Annotated in this window: 16 protein-coding genes; 10 read left to right on the top strand and 6 right to left on the bottom strand. The window is 65.9% G+C overall.

Annotation, left to right across the window (positions count from 1 at the left end):
• Positions 1–20: 20 nt before the first annotated feature.
• Entirely contained in the window at positions 21–1,274 is a 1,254-nt protein-coding gene (locus ACI2JO_RS14695) for a DUF1996 domain-containing protein (protein ID WP_404721388.1), read from the bottom strand.
• Positions 1,275–1,558: 284 nt separating this feature from the next.
• On the opposite strand from ACI2JO_RS14695, the gene ACI2JO_RS14690 reads away from it, so the two are divergent.
• A complete protein-coding gene (locus tag ACI2JO_RS14690; RefSeq protein WP_404721387.1) occupies positions 1,559–2,038 on the top strand; it encodes a GAF domain-containing protein in 480 nt (159 codons plus the stop codon).
• 39 nt (positions 2,039–2,077) lie between these two features.
• On the opposite strand, the gene ACI2JO_RS14685 is transcribed toward ACI2JO_RS14690, so the two are convergent.
• Positions 2,078–3,373 carry a M20/M25/M40 family metallo-hydrolase gene (locus ACI2JO_RS14685; RefSeq protein WP_404721386.1) on the bottom strand — a complete coding sequence of 432 codons (1,296 nt, stop codon included), beginning with the start codon at positions 3,371–3,373 and terminating at the stop codon, positions 2,078–2,080.
• A 45-nt stretch (positions 3,374–3,418) separates the two neighbouring features.
• Positions 3,419–3,871, bottom strand: a complete 453-nt coding sequence (locus ACI2JO_RS14680) for a universal stress protein (RefSeq protein WP_404721385.1) — start codon at positions 3,869–3,871, stop codon at positions 3,419–3,421.
• Between the two features lie 137 nt (positions 3,872–4,008).
• Here ACI2JO_RS14680 and ACI2JO_RS14675 point away from each other — a divergent pair, with 137 nt between their 5' ends.
• The 7 genes from ACI2JO_RS14675 (at position 4,009) to ctrA (ending at position 11,097) form a co-directional block, all read left to right on the top strand.
• Positions 4,009–5,328, top strand: coding sequence for a pyruvate dehydrogenase complex dihydrolipoamide acetyltransferase (locus ACI2JO_RS14675; protein ID WP_404721384.1), 1,320 nt, complete (start codon positions 4,009–4,011; stop codon positions 5,326–5,328).
• Positions 5,329–5,339: 11 nt separating this feature from the next.
• Positions 5,340–5,552 carry a hypothetical protein gene (locus tag ACI2JO_RS14670; protein ID WP_404721383.1) on the top strand — a complete coding sequence of 71 codons (213 nt, stop codon included), beginning with the start codon at positions 5,340–5,342 and terminating at the stop codon, positions 5,550–5,552.
• Positions 5,549–5,935 carry an acyl-CoA thioesterase gene (locus ACI2JO_RS14665; protein ID WP_404721382.1) on the top strand — a complete coding sequence of 129 codons (387 nt, stop codon included), beginning with the start codon at positions 5,549–5,551 and terminating at the stop codon, positions 5,933–5,935. Before ACI2JO_RS14670 ends, ACI2JO_RS14665 begins: the two co-directional genes overlap by 4 nt.
• A 59-nt stretch (positions 5,936–5,994) precedes the next feature.
• Positions 5,995–7,389, top strand: coding sequence for a dihydrolipoyl dehydrogenase (lpdA, locus tag ACI2JO_RS14660; protein WP_404721381.1), 1,395 nt, complete (start codon positions 5,995–5,997; stop codon positions 7,387–7,389).
• A gap of 230 nt (positions 7,390–7,619) precedes the next feature.
• Positions 7,620–9,104, top strand: coding sequence for a hypothetical protein (locus tag ACI2JO_RS14655; protein ID WP_404721380.1), 1,485 nt, complete (start codon positions 7,620–7,622; stop codon positions 9,102–9,104).
• A gap of 79 nt (positions 9,105–9,183) precedes the next feature.
• Positions 9,184–10,302: an AI-2E family transporter gene (locus ACI2JO_RS14650; protein ID WP_404721379.1), complete on the top strand. Its 1,119-nt coding sequence runs from the start codon at positions 9,184–9,186 to the stop codon at positions 10,300–10,302.
• Between the two features lie 99 nt (positions 10,303–10,401).
• Positions 10,402–11,097 (top strand): response regulator transcription factor CtrA, encoded by a 696-nt coding sequence (gene ctrA / locus ACI2JO_RS14645; protein ID WP_404721550.1) that lies wholly within the window; start codon positions 10,402–10,404, stop codon positions 11,095–11,097.
• Positions 11,098–11,240: 143 nt separating this feature from the next.
• Here ctrA and ACI2JO_RS14640 read toward each other — a convergent pair whose 3' ends face one another.
• Both ACI2JO_RS14640 and ACI2JO_RS14635 read right to left on the bottom strand, forming a co-directional pair.
• Positions 11,241–12,272, bottom strand: coding sequence for a choice-of-anchor A family protein (locus ACI2JO_RS14640; RefSeq protein ID WP_404721378.1), 1,032 nt, complete (start codon positions 12,270–12,272; stop codon positions 11,241–11,243).
• 98 nt (positions 12,273–12,370) lie between these two features.
• Complete coding sequence (locus ACI2JO_RS14635) at positions 12,371–13,129, bottom strand: competence/damage-inducible protein A (RefSeq protein WP_404721377.1); 759 nt, start codon at positions 13,127–13,129, stop codon at positions 12,371–12,373.
• A gap of 50 nt (positions 13,130–13,179) precedes the next feature.
• On the opposite strand from ACI2JO_RS14635, the gene map reads away from it, so the two are divergent.
• Positions 13,180–14,004, top strand: a complete 825-nt coding sequence (map, locus tag ACI2JO_RS14630) for a type I methionyl aminopeptidase (RefSeq protein WP_404721376.1) — start codon at positions 13,180–13,182, stop codon at positions 14,002–14,004.
• Between the two features lie 10 nt (positions 14,005–14,014).
• Here the strand turns inward: map and ACI2JO_RS14625 are convergent, their stop codons facing one another.
• Positions 14,015–15,112, bottom strand: coding sequence for a CAP domain-containing protein (locus ACI2JO_RS14625; protein ID WP_404721375.1), 1,098 nt, complete (start codon positions 15,110–15,112; stop codon positions 14,015–14,017).
• Between the two features lie 202 nt (positions 15,113–15,314).
• Between ACI2JO_RS14625 and ACI2JO_RS14620 the strand changes: the two genes are divergently transcribed.
• Complete coding sequence (locus ACI2JO_RS14620) at positions 15,315–15,653, top strand: P-II family nitrogen regulator (protein ID WP_028056880.1); 339 nt, start codon at positions 15,315–15,317, stop codon at positions 15,651–15,653.
• The last annotated feature ends 48 nt before the right edge of the window (positions 15,654–15,701 follow it).

Genomic DNA, 15,701 nt, shown 5'->3' with positions numbered 1-15,701 from the left:
ACGAGCGTCCGCGCCAGGGATCAGGCGGCGGGGATGTCAACCAGCCGCGGCTTGGCGACCCAGTCGAAATTCGGATCACCGCGCAACTGCTTGCCGTTTCCGAGGTCGCCGCCGTTGCAGCTCAGCAGCTTGTTGATGCAGTTATCCATCCACATCTTCATAACATCGTCGTCCCATGCGCCCATCCAATCGGCGTGGAAGGTCGAGCCCGGACGCTTCACCGCCATTCCGGGCATGCTGTCCGACGACAGCGACCAGGTCGAGGTGCCCGGCGACCACTCACCCGAGCGATCCAGATTCTCGTCGACCGTGTACCAGGCGCCCAAGGTGAAGGTCGGAATGATGTACGGCGTCTTCGCGGGGCATTTCAGTTCGCCGCGATCGTTCCACTGCGCATAGCCGACGTGGCTGCGGTGGTCCGCGCTGTTCAGGTTCTTGCCGTCCCAGCAGCCCGGTCCCGACACGAGCGCGCCAAGGCGGTTGCCGACCGGGCAGTTCTTGGCCGCGGTCACGATGTCCGGGTACGAACCCGGGGTCGCGGTGGGACCGTCGCAATTGAAGTAGAAGTGGTCGGCCTCACCGGTCGCCATGTTGTAGCCGAAGATGTAGCGCATGCCGCGCGGCAGCGACACGCACGCCTTGCCCACCTTCTGACAGTCCGGGCTCGTTTCGGGCAGACGCTTGTAATAGATCGTCACGTAATCCGGCCGCACGACCTTGCCCTTGCCATCCAGCATCGCCGGGATCCAGTAAGCGGACCGGTTCAGCAGGTTGTTGCACGTGCTCTCACCCTTGGTGCGCAACGTGCCATAGGTCGAATAGGCGTTGGTGGACGTGTTGCCAAAGAACTGGTGAAGATGGCTCTTGCCCGGCTGCCCCGGGAAGACGATCGGATCGTCGCGACGGACGTGTCCGGGACCGCAAATGAAGCGGAAGGCGCCGACCACGTCGGGCCGCCCGGTCACGGCGATCTCGCCGGAGCCCCACGACGGGACCAGATACTTGTTCACATCGAAGTTGGAGAGAACACGGTCGAGCTGACCCTGACCCGGGAGCAGGCCCTTCGAAATGGCACCCGGCACCGGCTCGATCGTCTTGCTGGTTCCGCCGACCGTGACGGTGGCGGGCAGAATGCCGCTGAGCTTCACCGTCGTCGGCGAGGCGATGACCGTAACCTTGCTCGTGATGGAATTGAGAGCACCCGAAGGGACGATCGCGGCATAAGCGGTAGAGGCTGCCAGGATCATGGCGCCCGAAATGACGATTTTCTTCATCATAGTCCCTGGCGTTGTTGGCGTTGCCGGAACTCAAATTGGTTCCGAACGCTGTTATCGACCGGCACGGCCGGTGCCGCGCTGTAGAGACATGATTAGCGGTAAAACCCTAACATAATCTAACACTTCTGGTTTATTTTCGTTAAGTGTTCGAATACTTAGGGGACCGCTTCAAGGATGCTGGTTACTTCCTGTTTACTTCCTTTACCAGCACCCTAATTTCGGTTCGTCCCGCGATGCGCTCCCTCTGGCGCAGCGAGGCCGCAGCGCCTACCTCGGCCCGCATGTACGACTTTCAAATCGAAGCCGAATCGAAGCCGGCGTTGTATCGCGAGCTGCTGGGGGCGCTTGATGCGCTGACCGCGGGTGAGCACGATGGTATCGCGAACATGGCCAACGCCGCCGCGCTGATCGCGCAATATCTGCCCGACCTTAACTGGTCGGGATTCTATCGGCTGGTCGACGGCGAACTGGTGCTCGGGCCATTTCAGGGCAAGGCCGCCTGCATCCGCATCCCGCTGGGCAAGGGAGTGTGCGGCACGGCCGCGGCGGAGCGCCGGACCCAGCTGGTCGCCGACGTCCACGCCTTCCCCGGCCATATCGCCTGCGACGCGGCCAGCCGCTCGGAGCTCGTGGTGCCGATCACCCGCGACGGCGCGCTGCTCGGAGTGCTCGATCTCGACAGTCCGTCGCCGGCACGCTTTGATGAGGATGACGCGCGCGGGTGCGAAGCACTCATGGCGATGCTGGCCGCGCGACTGTAATCCGCCGTCGGTGCGAGCGTGGCTCGCACCGACGAACCGTTATTTCTTCTCGCGGCCCGCGAACGTCACCAGACTCTCCGCGCCATTTGCGCCGACCGCCGCGACCCCGAAGAAATGGTCGTCGACCGGCACACCCGCGACATCGAGACTGGTACCGGTCGCCTCGCGCGACTGCGTCCATGCCGCGGCATCAGCACGTCGCCAGTAAATCTTGTAGCGCACCGCCCCCGGCACGGCGGCCCATGTCACCTTCGTATCATAGGACAGCGCCCCCGAGATGGACGCCACCGGCGGCGCGGCCGGGGCGGCGGCGAGCCGCGCGATCGTCGCGACGTTGATCGCGGTCACCTTCGCCAGATAAGGGAAGTCCATGCCTTCGATCGTATCGGCATAGACGCGCCCGTTCTCGGTGCGCACGTCCTGATGCTGGCGGTCCCAGTTCTCCGCCGCGACCGAGAAGCGCACCGCCGGATAGCCCTGCTTGAGGAATGGCTCATGATCGCCACCGCGCCCGAAGCGATCCGGGCGGCGGTCGACGAACACCCCGAACCCGCCGGGGATCGTCCCTGCGATGCCGTCGATCGCCTTGGCAAGCGCGCGGCTCGGGCCGTCGTCCTCGCCGCCGACGCCGCGCCGCTCGATCGCGTCGACGAGCGATTCGCTGCTGCGGATGCCTTCGGAGAAGACGCGGACATAACCGTCGATCGTCACCCCACCCTGCCCGACCGTGTTGCCGACGATATCGTTGTTGAGCATCGCATCGACCTGCCAGCCGCGCGCTTTTGCGGTCTCGGCAAGCAGGGTCGCGCCCCACAATCCCTGCTCTTCGCCGGAGAAAGCGACATAGACGATGTTCGCCGCGAACTTTTCCTTCGACAGGATGCGCGCCGCCTCGAGCACCAGCGCGACGCCGCTCGCGTCATCGTTCGCGCCGGGCGCGTCGCTGGTCACGTTCATCACGTCGGTGACGCGGCTGTCGATATGCGCGCCGACGATGATGTAGCGGTTGGGATCGCTGCCCTTCTGCACGCCGAGCACATCCTCGATCACCACGCCGTCGGGCGCGCGAGGGCCGACGAAGCGCCGCGACAACCGTTCGGTCGCGATACACCCGCCGCACGCACGCGACAGCGCGGCGAACTCGCCCGCCACCCAGCTACGCGCCGCGCCGATCCCACGCTTCGGATCGGTCGCCGACGACAGCGAGTGGCGCGTGCCGAACGACACCAGTTTCTCGACCGTGGCGCGCTGTCGCGACGGTGACGGTGCCTCGCGCGCAATGGCGGGCGTGGCGAGGAGCAACGGAGTGGCGGCGAGCAACAGGCGATGGTTCATCCCCCGCTTGTGGCGGGGGAATCACGCGCGCTCAAGCGATTGCGATCAACTCAGCCGGTCGATCGCCTCTGCCGACAACCCGCCGGGCACGATCATCAGCGGCACCGGCAATGAGCCCACGTCCGCGGCGAAGTGGTTGACCAGCGCACCGGGCGCACCATCCGCCGCTGCGCCCAGCACCAGCGCGGCGATCTGCGGGTTCTCGGCGATGAGCGCGCGGATCACCTTCGGCCCGTCGCCGCTACGCACCGTGATCGACGGGCGGACTCCCGATTCTTCGAGCAACGTCCCCGCCGCGCGCGCCACCAGCCCCTCGGCATGGCGCTGCTGCTCGTCCTCGATCGTCGCCTGCACCCCGCCAAACGGAATGAACTCCTGGGGCGGCAGCAACGCCAGGATCTCGACCCCGCCACCGGTCTTCACCGCGCGGCGCGCCGCAAAACGCAGCGCGATCAGCGCCTCGGGCGTGTCGTCGATCACCGTCAGATAGATGCGCATCACGCCCCCCTTTTCGCCGTCGTTGTACCGCCCGCAACCTGCCGCGCCAAGCACATGGCAGCCGGCGACGGGCTTGACCGTACGGCGCGGGTCCGCAAGAGACGGGTGACTGTCTCACGAGCCTCTCGAGGATCACGATGCCCATCGAAATCAAGATGCCTGCCCTGTCGCCGACGATGGAGGAGGGCACGCTGGCCAAATGGCTCGTGAAGGAAGGCGATACGGTCAAGGCCGGCGACATCATGGCCGAAATCGAGACCGACAAAGCGACGATGGAGTTCGAGGCGGTCGACGAAGGCGTCATCTCCAAGATCGCCGTCGCCGAGGGCGCGGACGGCGTGAAGGTCGGAACGGTCATCGCGCTGCTGCTCGCCGACGGTGAGGAAGAGGGTGAGAGCACCCCCGCCCCCGCCGCGAAGGAAAGCGAGCCCAAGCCGTCGCCCGCCGATCCGAACAAGACCGGCACCGAGGCGCAGCCCGCGAAGGAAGACGTGCGCGATCACGGCAAGCCTGCCGATCCGAAACCCGCGCCGGCTCGCCACGACGGCGACCGCATCAAGGCGAGCCCGCTCGCGCGCCGTCTCGCCGCCGACAAGGGCGTCGACCTGTCGGGCGTGAAGGGCAGCGGCCCGAACGGCCGTATCGTCAAGGCCGATGTCGATGGCGCGCAGCCGGGCAAGGCGTCCGCGCCGACCGCCGCCGCCAGCAGCGCGGCTCCGGCGGCATCGCCCGCCCCCGCGCCGACCCCGGCGCAGGTGCCCGATATCCCGCACGAGCTGACCAAGCTCACCAACATGCGCAAGACGATCGCGCGCCGCCTGACTGAATCGAAGCAGCAGGTGCCGCACATCTACCTCACGGTCGATGTCCAGCTCGACAAGCTGCTCAAGCTGCGCGGCGACCTCAACGCCGGGCTCGAATCGCGCGGCGTCAAGCTGTCGGTCAACGATCTGCTCATCAAGGCGCTGGCCGTCGCGCTGGTCCAGGTGCCGAAGTGCAACGTGATGTTCACCCCGGACCAGCTCGTCAGCTTCCAGCGCGCCGACATCTCGGTCGCGGTGTCGACGCCGGACGGCCTCATCACCCCGGTCATCACCGAGGCCGATACCGCTTCGCTGTCGAGCATCTCGACGCGGATGAAGGATCTTGCCGCGCGCGCCCGCGACAAGAAGCTGAAGCCGGAGGAATTCACCGGCGGCACCGCGTCGATCAGCAACATGGGCATGTTCGGGATCAAGCAGTTCGAGGCGGTCATCAACCCGCCACAGGGCATGATCCTCGCGGTCGGGGCGGGCGAGAAGCGCCCGTGGGTGCTGGGTGACGGCTCGCTTGGCGTCGCGTCGATCATGTCGGCCACCGGCAGCTTCGATCACCGCGCGATTGACGGGGCGGATGGCGCGCAGCTGATGAAGGCGTTCCGCGAGCTGGTCGAGAACCCGCTGGCGATGCTCGCCTGAGGCATCCCGCCGTGGCGCAGATGGAGCTGAGCGCGGACAAGCGCGAGATCGCATGGAGCGCCTTGTCGCTCGGCGTCACCGCCCTGGTCTTCAAGGGCGCGGCGTGGAGCTATCCGCAGGGCGCCAAGACAATCTGGCTGGTCGGCGCGGCGACGCTCGTCGCGGTCGGCCTGCTCGGCGCGCGCGACATCTGGCGCGTCCGCCGCGAAGGTATTGCTGCATGAGCGCGACCGAACCGCAACAGGCACCGACGATCCGTGTCTCGGCGATGCCGGCCGATTGCAATGCGTACGGTGACATCTTCGGCGGCTGGCTGATGAGCCTGATGGACTCGGCCGCCGGGCTCACCGCGGCGCGACGCGCGCGCGGGCGCGCGGTGACGATCGCGATGGACGGAATGCAATTCCACGCCCCCGTCCATGTCGGCGACGAAGTCTCGGTCTACACGCAGATCGAACGCGTCGGGCGGACCTCGATCGCGATCCAGGTCGAAAGCTGGGCGCGCGACCGGCACGGTGAAGAGTCGCGCAAGGTGACCGAGGCGCGCTTCACCTTCGTCGCGATCGACGAGGACCGTCGCCCGCGCGAAGTGCCGCCGGCGGCGTAAGGATTTTCGGGCCGCTGTGCCCGTGGTGACAACAGGGGCTGCGGCCCGGGAGTGGTTACATGGCTGACACCTTCGACCTTATCGTTCTCGGCTCCGGCCCCGGCGGCTATGTCGCCGCGATCCGTGGCGCACAGCTCGGCCTGAAGGTCGCGATCGTCGAGCGCGAGCGGCTCGGCGGGATCTGCCTCAACTGGGGCTGCATTCCGACCAAGGCGCTGCTGCGCACGTCGGAAATCTATCACTACATGACGCACGCGGGCGATTACGGGCTCAAGGCCGACAACATCGGCTTCGACCTCGCCAAGATCGTCGACCGCAGCCGCAAGGTCTCCGGCCAGCTCAACGCCGGCGTCAAGGGCCTGATGAAGAAGAACAAGATCACCGTGGTCGAAGGCTTCGGCACGATCACGGCGAAGGGCAAGCTGTCGGTCAAGCAGGGCAACGGCACGGTCGACCTCGAAGCCAAGCACATCCTCGTCGCGACCGGCGCGCGCGCCCGCGACCTGCCGTTCGCCAAGGCCGACGGCAAGCGGATCTGGACCTATCGCCACGCGATGGTGCCGGAGGTGATGCCGACCAAGCTGCTGGTGATCGGCTCGGGCGCGATCGGCGTCGAGTTCGCGAGCTTCTACAACGACATGGGCGCGGACGTGACGATCGTCGAGATGCTGCCGCGCATCCTGCCGGTCGAGGACGAGGAAGTCAGCGCCTTCATGGAGAAGCGGCTGACCAAGGACGGGATCAAGATCGTCACCGGTGCGGCGCTCGAGAAGATCGACACCGGCGCGGACGGCGTGAAGGCGACGATCAAGGGCAAGGACGGCAAGTCCACGACCGAGGATTACAGCCACGTCATCGTCGCGATCGGCATCGTCCCGAACACCGAAGAGATCGGGCTCGAGAAGCTCGGCGTTCAAACCGAGCGCGGCCATATCAAGGTCGACGGCTTCGGGCGCACCAATGTCGAGGGCATCTACGCGATCGGTGACGTCACCGGCGCGCCGTGGCTGGCGCACAAGGCGAGCCACGAGGGCATTGTTTGCGTCGAGAAGCTGACCGGCGGCAGCCCGCATCCGTTCGAGACGTGGAACATCCCGGGCTGCACCTACAGCCGCCCGCAGGTGGCGAGCGTCGGGCTGACCGAGGCAAAGGCGAAGGAAGCGGGCCGCGACATCAAGGTCGGCAAATTCCCGTTCATCGGTAACGGCAAGGCGATCGCGCTGGGCGAGGCGGACGGCTTCATCAAGACCGTCTTCGACGCCAAGACCGGCGAGCTGCTGGGTGCGCACATGGTCGGCGCGGAAGTGACCGAGCTGATCCAGGGCTATGTCGTCGCGCGCCAGCTTGAAACCACCGAGCATGAGCTGATGGAAACGGTGTTCGCGCACCCGACGCTTAGTGAAATGATGCACGAAAGCGTGCTTGGCGCCTACGGCCGCGCGATCCACTTCTAGGGGCAGCGCTGCCTCGATCGAAATCCCGGACCTCCGTGAGCTTTCCGAAGGTCCGGGATGGCGACTATATCTGACAGACGGCCCCAGCGTCGGCCGGCATCGGACGTGAAGCGAACGCCCGACGCCTTGCTGCCGAGCTCGCGGACACGCTCGCGATAGCGCCCGGGAGCGACGCGGCGAGACCCCCGAACGATCCTTCGCCACTGCCGACGGACGCCGCGGCCCTCGCCTTGACTGACCGCCGTGACTATCCCGGCGCGATGACGCCCGAGCGAACGCGACGACTCGACCTCCGCCGCCCGCATCTTTTCGTCGGCGCGCTCCTGTTCGCAGCGTCGCTCGCTTTGTTCTGGCCGGGCTATGCGACCTACGACACGCTGCAACAATATCAGCAGGTTGTCTCCAACCATCTCGACGACTGGCATCCGCCGATCATGGCGCGGCTATGGCAAGCGCTGTTGCCGCTCGGCCACGGCACTGCGCCGTTGCTCGCGGCGCAACTCGCCGGTTATTGGCTGGGCCTCACGCTGATCGCCGACGCGCTGGCGGTCACGCGCCGGCGAGGCGCCGGTTGGGTGGTGCTTGTGGTCGGACTGCTCCCGCCGCTGCTCGGCTGGCAAGCCGTGGTCCTCAAGGATGCGCAACTGGTCGGCGCAGCGCTCGCCGCAACGGGACTGGTCGCCCGCTATCGCCTCCGCGACCGCCCGGTACCGCCCGCGATCACCGTCGCCGCTGCGATCCTGTTCGGCTATGCCCTGCTCGTTCGCGCCAATGCGGTCTTCGCCCTCGCGCCGCTGATCGTCGGGTTCATCTCGCTACGTCACCCCGTCGCTCGGGTCGGCGCGTCGCTGTCGATCGTCGCGGCGGTGCTCGCGCTGTCCGGTCCGATCAACCATCGGCTGTTCGGCGCCGCGGCAAGCGACGTCGCCACCACCCAGCCTCGCTACGACCTCGCCGGCATAGCGGCACGCACCGACGGGGCGATCATTGCGGGACTGCCGACCGGCACGGGCGTGGCGCTGCGGGCGGCGCATTGCGTCACCCCCTATTTCTGGGACCCGCTGGGCGACACCCCCGCTTGTGTCACCGCGCTCGGCCCGCTCGACTCGCGCACGACCGGGACGCTCTATCGCCAACTCGGCAATGAGGCGGCGCGGCACCCGGCTGCCTATCTGGCGCAGCGTGCTGCGCATCTGAACATGACGTGGCGCTGGCTGGTCCCTTCACGCCTGCCCGGCGCCGAGCCGCCATCGCTCAGCGAGCCGAACACGCAAGAACTTGGCAATCCCGGTCGCGCGGCGGCGGCATGGCAGATGGTGGCGGGGCACATGGTTCGCACGCCGATCGGCTGGCCGTTCGCCTGGAACGTCGCGGCATGTCTGCTGCTGGCGGCAGCCTGTCGGACCCGCGCGAGTCCGCCGCGGCGCCTGGCTCTCGCGCTGCTCACCTCAGCCCTGGCACTGGAGGCGAGCTTCGCGGCGATCTCGATCGCGGCAGATCTGCGTTATCATCTCTGGCCGATCATCGCGACGGCACTGGCGGCGGTGTTGCTCCTCGACCGGCTACCTTCGCGCCGCCATCTGGTGATCGTCGCCGGAGCGGGGCTGCTGGTCGGCGCACCGGCCCTAATCGCCCGCGCCACGCTCGCCGATCCGCCACCGGACTATGAGACGCTGCTTCAATGGGATCCGCCCGTGGCGCTCTTGCCACGGTAAACGGAAAAGGTGCTCCGCCCGCGCGCCTTTTTGGCAACAAGCGCGTTGTGCCGCTCGTGAAACGTTCTACCATCCCCGCATGAACCGCCTGGCGCCCGACGAGGCGGATGCGCGCTTCATTCGCCGCGTGTTGTGGATCATCGTGATCGTTGCGGTGGTGGCGGCGCTCTACCTCGCGCGGCACCTGCTGATCCTCGCCTTCGGATCGGTGCTGATCGCAATCGTCATCCACGCGATCGCGGAGCTTTATGCGACGCGCGCGCGATTGGGCAGCAAACGCGCGATGACCGCGGCGATCCTGACGCTGCTGGCGCTCCTCGCGTTGCTGTTCTGGCTATTCGGGGTCGAATTCCGCGCGCAGGTCAACACATTGGTGGTCGCCCTGCCCGGCCTTCTCGACCAGTTTCAGGCCTATATGTCGCAAAGCCCGGTGGGGGCAAAGGTGGTCGACGCGGTCCGCGCCGCGTTTGCCGGCAGTCGCGTGGCGCAGGACATCGGCGAGATTGTCCGCGGTGCCGGACAGTTGCTGCTCAACACCGTGCTGGTGCTGTTTGGGGCGATCTTCTTCGCGGTCGATCCCAAGATCTACGAACGCGGGGTGCTGTTGCTCGTACCGCCGTCGCGGCGCGCGGCGCTGGAAGACGCGCTGGGGGACGTCGGCTCCACGCTCCTGCTGTGGCTGCGCGCGCAGTTGATCCAGATGACGGCCATGGGAACCATGGTCGGGCTTGGCCTATGGATGGCCGGCGTGCCTTCGCCCGCGATGCTCGGCCTGCTGACCGGTCTTAGCGAGTTTATCCCGTATGTCGGACCGGTTGCGGCGATGCTGCCCGCACTCGGGCTCGCGGCGACGGCGGGCACCGATCAGTTACTCTGGGCGCTGGGCGTGTTCGCGGCGGTGCGAATCATCCAGACCAATTTCGTCACGCCGTTCGTCACCAGCCGAGTCGTTGCAATCCCCCCGGCGCTCAGTCTGTTCGCAATCATCGGAACAGGCGCGGTTTTCGGGCTCTTCGGGCTGTTTTTTTCGGGTGGAATCCTGGTCGTGACCTTCACACTGGTACGCAGTCTGTACCTGCGCGAGATGCTGGGCGAGGACATTCCCCGCTCGCGCGAGCGCACATTGTTCACGGCGATGGGCACGCCGCGTGAAGCAAACATCGACAAGCAAAGTGAAAAAAGGGAACACCCAATTTAAGTGGCAGTTAACCTTTATGGTTCAGATGCAGTTTGGTAAACGAACCAGACAGGCGTGGCCGGCGACGGCATCTCGCCACCGACAACCGGGGAATTGCCGATGCGCGTGCTGCTGATCGAGGACGAGCCGACCACCGCCAAGGCCATCGAGCTGATGCTCTCGACCGAGGGCTTTAACGTCTACAATACTGATCTGGGCGAAGAAGGCCTCGATCTGGGCAAGCTCTACGATTACGACATCATCCTGCTCGACCTGAATCTGCCGGACATGCACGGCTATGACGTGCTCAAGAAGCTGCGCGTTGCGCGGGTACAGACTCCGGTATTGATCCTCAGCGGCATCAACGAAATGGATACGAAGGTGCGCAGCTTCGGGTTCGGTGCCGACGACTACGTCACCAAGCCGTTCCACCGCGAGGAATTGATCGCGCGTATCCACGCCGTCGTCCGCCGCTCGAAGGGCCATTCGCAGTCGGTCATCAAGACCGGCAAGCTGTCGGTGAACCTCGATGCCAAGACGGTCGAGGTCGATGGCGCACGCGTCCACCTGACCGGCAAGGAATATGCGATGCTGGAGCTGCTGTCGCTCCGCAAGGGCACGACGCTCACCAAGGAAATGTTCCTCAACCATCTGTATGGCGGGATGGACGAGCCCGAGCTGAAGATCATCGACGTCTTCATCTGCAAGCTGCGCAAGAAGCTCAGCCTCGCCTGCGACGGTGAGAACTACATCGAAACCGTCTGGGGCCGCGGCTATGTGCTGCGCGAGCCGGAAGAGATCGTTCAGGTCGCGTGATCCTGTAACGCTCCTCCGAGCACATCTACCGTCATTGCGAGCGCGGCGAAGCAATCCAGAGGCTCCTGAGCCGGCACTCGATTGCTTCGCCACGCTCGCAATGACGAATATTACGTCATCAAAAACGGCGTCCTAGGCCCCCTTCAAACCGCCGAAGGAACCGCCACCTTCCGCCGCCGCCGCAATGTCGCACCGAGCGCGCCGAAGCCGGCCAGCATCATCATCCACGTCGCCGGCTCCGGCACCGCCGCGGTGGGGCGGAAGGTGCCTGAATAGGTATCGAGGTGCATCTCGCCGTTCTGCACCATGCTGTTGAAGACGGCGCTGCCCTGGATGTAATTGCTGGTGGTGCCGGCCGCGAGCGGCGCGAGCACCGACCCGCGCCACTGGGTGGTCACATCGACCTTGGTCGCATCGGCGAAATTCCAGATCACGTTGCGACCGAGCTGGTCGACGTTGCCGATGAAATTGTCGTCCAGCTTGATCGTCGCGCCGCTGACGTTGACGATCACCGTATCCGCGCCGTTACGGTTGAAGTCGATCTCGCCGAACTTCGCCAGATCGCTGCCGTTCAGCGAGAATACCGCTACGCCGTTGCTGCCCGCCACCGCGTTGAACGTGGCGCGATTGCCCGCAATCAGCGCATTGCTCGTCGTCGTCAGGGCCGACAGACCGCTCGACAGGTCGATCAGCGAGCGGGTAAGTGCGTCACGCTGTTCGATCAGCCCCTGCGTAAAGCCGGCGACCGCCCCCTGTCCGGACTTCACGATGTTCTGGTTGACGTTGGTGTTGGCGATCGTTCCGCCGACCAGCACCGTCTGCGGATTGCCGTTCAGCGTAAAGCCGCTGGTGACGTTGCCGCCGACCTTGGCGCCGCCCGTGAGGTTCTTCACGCCGCCGGTCACGTCACCGACGACGGTCAGCGCGGGGGTCGTCGCGGTCGAGGTCGCAGGCGTACGGATCTGGTAATTCGACGAATTGCCGCCCAGATTGCCGCCGACGAACGTGCGCCCCTCGACCTCCGATGACGACGTGAGGTTACCGAGCACCACCAGGTTCCATTCGTGCAGCGCATCAATGCCCTGGATAACGGTGGTGGCCGAAGCAGGCGTCGCCGCTGCCATCGCCATCACCAGCGCCACCGACAAACCCGCCTTCTGTGCTGCTCGTGCCATCGTACCCGGTCCCGGAATTGATCCGCTGCCGTTAACGCCGAGGGCATCGGCATCAAGCGCGTTTACCTTTACCGCTTTCCCCGAGCGGGACACACGGGTCAGATGCCTCCGGTCGTCACCTCCCGCCCATCCGCCTCCAGCGCGGCGATCAGGTCGGCGATGCACGCCTCCACCAGCGTCGGATCGGGGGAGCGCACGACGAAATTGGCGCCGGTCCGGCCGTCGCGGAAGAACGGATAGCTGCCGATCGCCACCCCTTCGTGCGCCTTTTCGGTGGCGCGCAGCAGCTCGGCGACCTCGCTTTCGGCGACCCAGCAGCCGATCGTCGCGCTCACCACGGGACGCCCGCCCTCGAGCTTGCCGGTCAGCCAGTCGAGCATCCCGGCGGTGATGTGCGGCACGCCGGCCATGATGAAGATGTTACCGGCGCGAATACCCGGCGCGCCCGAGACGCGGTTCTCGATCAGCGATGCCCCTTCCGGCACGCGCGCCATCCGCCGCCGCGCCTCGGTCAGACCGCCGCGGGTTTCGTAATGCCGCTCCAGCACCGCGATGGCGTCGGGATGCTCGACGACCGCCACGCCCAGCGCCGCGGCGATCGCGTCGACGGTGATGTCGTCGTGGGTCGGGCCGATCCCGCCGGTCGTGAACAGGTAATCGTTGCGCGCGCGCAGTGTGTTGACCGCCTCGACGATCGCCTCCTCGCGGTCGGGCACGACACGCACCTCCACCAGCCGGATGCCCTGTACGTTCAACCATGTAGCAAGCTGCGCGATATTCTTGTCCTGTGTGCGGCCAGACAGGATCTCGTCGCCGATCACCACCAGCGCGGCGGTCCAGATGCGTTCAGTCGTCATGGTCCCTCACTAGCTCGCAATCGCGCGCTCGCCACGCTATATCCGCGCGCATGACCGATTATGTGACCGTCACCAGCGATGCGCCGCTTGCGCGCACCGGCGCGATAAAGCTGCACGGGCCGGAAGCCTTTGCGGGAATGCACAAGGCCGGACGACTCGCCGCCGAGACACTCGACATGCTCGTGCCGCACATGGTGCCGGGCGTGACCACCGCCGAGATCGACAAGCTGATCTACGACTTCGTCAAGGCCGGCGGGGGCGTGCCTGCGACGCTCGGCTATCGTGGCTATACGCATTCGAGCTGCATCTCGATCAACCACGTCGTCTGTCACGGCATCCCATCGGACAAGGCGCTGAAGTCGGGCGACATCGTCAATGTCGACGTCACCCCGATCGTCGACGGCTGGCACGGCGACACCAGCCGCATGTATCTGATCGGCGACGTGCCGCTTAAGGCGAAGCGGCTCGTCGAGGTGACCTATGAATGCCTGATGCTCGGCATCGAGCAGGCGCGTCCCGGCAATACGATGGGCGACGTCGCGCATGCGATCCAGCGCCATGCCGAGGGACACCGCTTCGGCGTGGTCCGCGATTTCTGCGGGCACGGCGTCGGGCGGCTGTTCCACGACGCGCCGGAGGTGGTGCACGTCGGCCGTCCGGGGACCGGGCCGGAGTTGCGTCCGGGAATGATCTTCACGATCGAGCCGATGATCAACATCGGCCGACCGGACGTGAAGCTGCTCGACGACGGCTGGACCGCGGTGACGCGCGACCGTTCGCTGTCGGCGCAGTTCGAACATTCGATCGGGATCACCGAGGACGGCTGCGAGATCTTCACCGGCTCGCCGGCGGGGCTCGACAAGCCGCCCTACTAAGCGCCCTTCGTCAGGCCACGATCCGGAACGTGTAGCTGTAATCGGTCGGCGTCCCGCGCACGCCGACTCCGGTGATCTTCACCGAATAGCTCACCCCCGCCTTCAATCCTGCAACCTGGAATTGCAGGTTGTTGGGCACCGCATAGCCGACATTGTCGAAGCTGACGTTCGACACCGTCAAGGTCGTGGCCCCGTCGCTGACCGCGATCGTCGCCTTCGAGAAATCGACCGTCGCGTTCGCACCCCCACGCTGCGCCGTGTCGGCAATGACCGTGAACGACAGTAGCGACGACGTGTCGAAGTAACGCGCCGGATAGTCTCCATAGGGATAGGCGACGAACGGCGGTAGATTGGCGGGCACGGTTACGCCGTCGGTGAACGACACCACCTTCATCGCCGCCGCATCGGTCCGGGTGCCATCCGCCAGCACCTGCGCGACGCGCCCATACGAAATCTTGCCGAGGAACGGATCGAGCATCCAGCGGCGGTGTCCGACATTATTGGCGACGAGGTTCGATGTCTCGCTCAGCCACCCGCCGAGGTACATATCCTCCGTGTAATAAGCGAGATATGGCGAGATCAGCCCGCCATACAGATTGCTGGTCCCCGCACCGTTCGCGCCGAGCGTGGTGTAGCATTTCCACGTCGCGGCAGGCGTGTGACTCAGTTGCCCGTTGGCGGCCATCATCAACGCCGCCTGTGTCGCCTGCTCGTCGTCGGCACGCGAATAGGTGACCGCCGGCAACCGGTGGAGTGCTCGGATCGCGTTCAGCCGCGCCAGCACGTCATCGCGAACGCTTTGCAGCAGCGTGCCGGGCTTGCAATTGGCGACATCCGGCTGCGCACTGAACAGTGCGGCAGCGTTGGCCGCCCAGCTGCCGCTGGGGGTCAGGGCGGGTGGCGGCGGGGTGGGAGTCGGTGCCGGGCTTGGCGTGGGTGTCGGTACCGGCGTGGGCGATGGCGTCGGGCCAGGCGCCGGCACCACCTGCACCGCGCCGCTGGCCGGTGCCGCAGTGCTTCCCCCGTCGCTTCCTGCGCCGCCGCAGCCCGCCAGCGACAACGACAATGCCGAGACGGCGCCGATCAGGTATCCGCGTGAGGTTCGCATTACCGTCGCATAGACGTGACGGAGTTAAGAAATGGCACCTGCCCGAGAAAGCGGCAGCATAACCGCCGATGCCTGTTTTTAGAGCAGCGAAAAGCCCGGATTTGCGCGAGTCGTCGCCTTGCCCCTGAGCGTTGCGGCTGGCACAATCGATGCAACGATGCTGCTGGGGCATCCAAGTTTTCCGGGGTGGGGCGTTCGTCGCGTGAAGAAGATCGAAGCGATCATCAAGCCGTTCAAGCTGGACGAGGTGAAGGAGGCGCTGCACGAAATCGGCGTGTCCGGCATCACCGTCACCGAGGCGAAGGGTTTCGGACGGCAGAAGGGCCATACCGAGCTGTATCGCGGCGCCGAATATGTCGTCGACTTTCTGCCCAAGGTGAAGCTGGAGGTGGTCGTCGAGGACGGGCTGACCGAGCGCGTGGTCGAGGCGATCGCCGCCGCCGCGCAGACCGGCCGGATCGGCGACGGCAAGATCTTCGTGATCCCGGTCGAGACCGCGCTGCGCATCCGCACCGGCGAGCGCGATAACGAGGCGATCTGATCCCCTTCATTCGCTCCGTTGTCATCGGAGCGTGCCACTTACCGCGTC

Origin of the sequence: Sphingomonas sp. NPDC079357, assembly GCF_044901155.1 — a bacterium.
In the GTDB taxonomy this organism is placed as follows: domain Bacteria; phylum Pseudomonadota; class Alphaproteobacteria; order Sphingomonadales; family Sphingomonadaceae; genus Sphingomonas.
This window is presented reverse-complemented; position numbering and strand designations above follow the sequence as displayed.

Bases quoted from the DNA above. Each gene is read 5' to 3' on its own strand.
- ACI2JO_RS14695 (WP_404721388.1), bottom strand. From the start codon at position 1,274: ATGAAGAAAATCGTCATTTCGGGCGCCATGATCCTGGCAGCCTCTACC.
- ACI2JO_RS14690 (WP_404721387.1), top strand. From the start codon at position 1,559: ATGTACGACTTTCAAATCGAAGCCGAATCGAAGCCGGCGTTGTATCGC.
- ACI2JO_RS14685 (WP_404721386.1), bottom strand. From the start codon at position 3,373: ATGAACCATCGCCTGTTGCTCGCCGCCACTCCGTTGCTCCTCGCCACG.
- ACI2JO_RS14680 (WP_404721385.1), bottom strand. From the start codon at position 3,871: ATGCGCATCTATCTGACGGTGATCGACGACACGCCCGAGGCGCTGATC.
- ACI2JO_RS14675 (WP_404721384.1), top strand. From the start codon at position 4,009: ATGCCCATCGAAATCAAGATGCCTGCCCTGTCGCCGACGATGGAGGAG.
- ACI2JO_RS14665 (WP_404721382.1), top strand. From the start codon at position 5,549: ATGAGCGCGACCGAACCGCAACAGGCACCGACGATCCGTGTCTCGGCG.
- lpdA (WP_404721381.1), top strand. From the start codon at position 5,995: ATGGCTGACACCTTCGACCTTATCGTTCTCGGCTCCGGCCCCGGCGGC.
- ACI2JO_RS14650 (WP_404721379.1), top strand. From the start codon at position 9,184: ATGAACCGCCTGGCGCCCGACGAGGCGGATGCGCGCTTCATTCGCCGC.
- ctrA (WP_404721550.1), top strand. From the start codon at position 10,402: ATGCGCGTGCTGCTGATCGAGGACGAGCCGACCACCGCCAAGGCCATC.
- ACI2JO_RS14640 (WP_404721378.1), bottom strand. From the start codon at position 12,272: ATGGCACGAGCAGCACAGAAGGCGGGTTTGTCGGTGGCGCTGGTGATG.
- ACI2JO_RS14635 (WP_404721377.1), bottom strand. From the start codon at position 13,129: ATGACGACTGAACGCATCTGGACCGCCGCGCTGGTGGTGATCGGCGAC.
- map (WP_404721376.1), top strand. From the start codon at position 13,180: ATGACCGATTATGTGACCGTCACCAGCGATGCGCCGCTTGCGCGCACC.
- ACI2JO_RS14625 (WP_404721375.1), bottom strand. From the start codon at position 15,112: ATGCGAACCTCACGCGGATACCTGATCGGCGCCGTCTCGGCATTGTCG.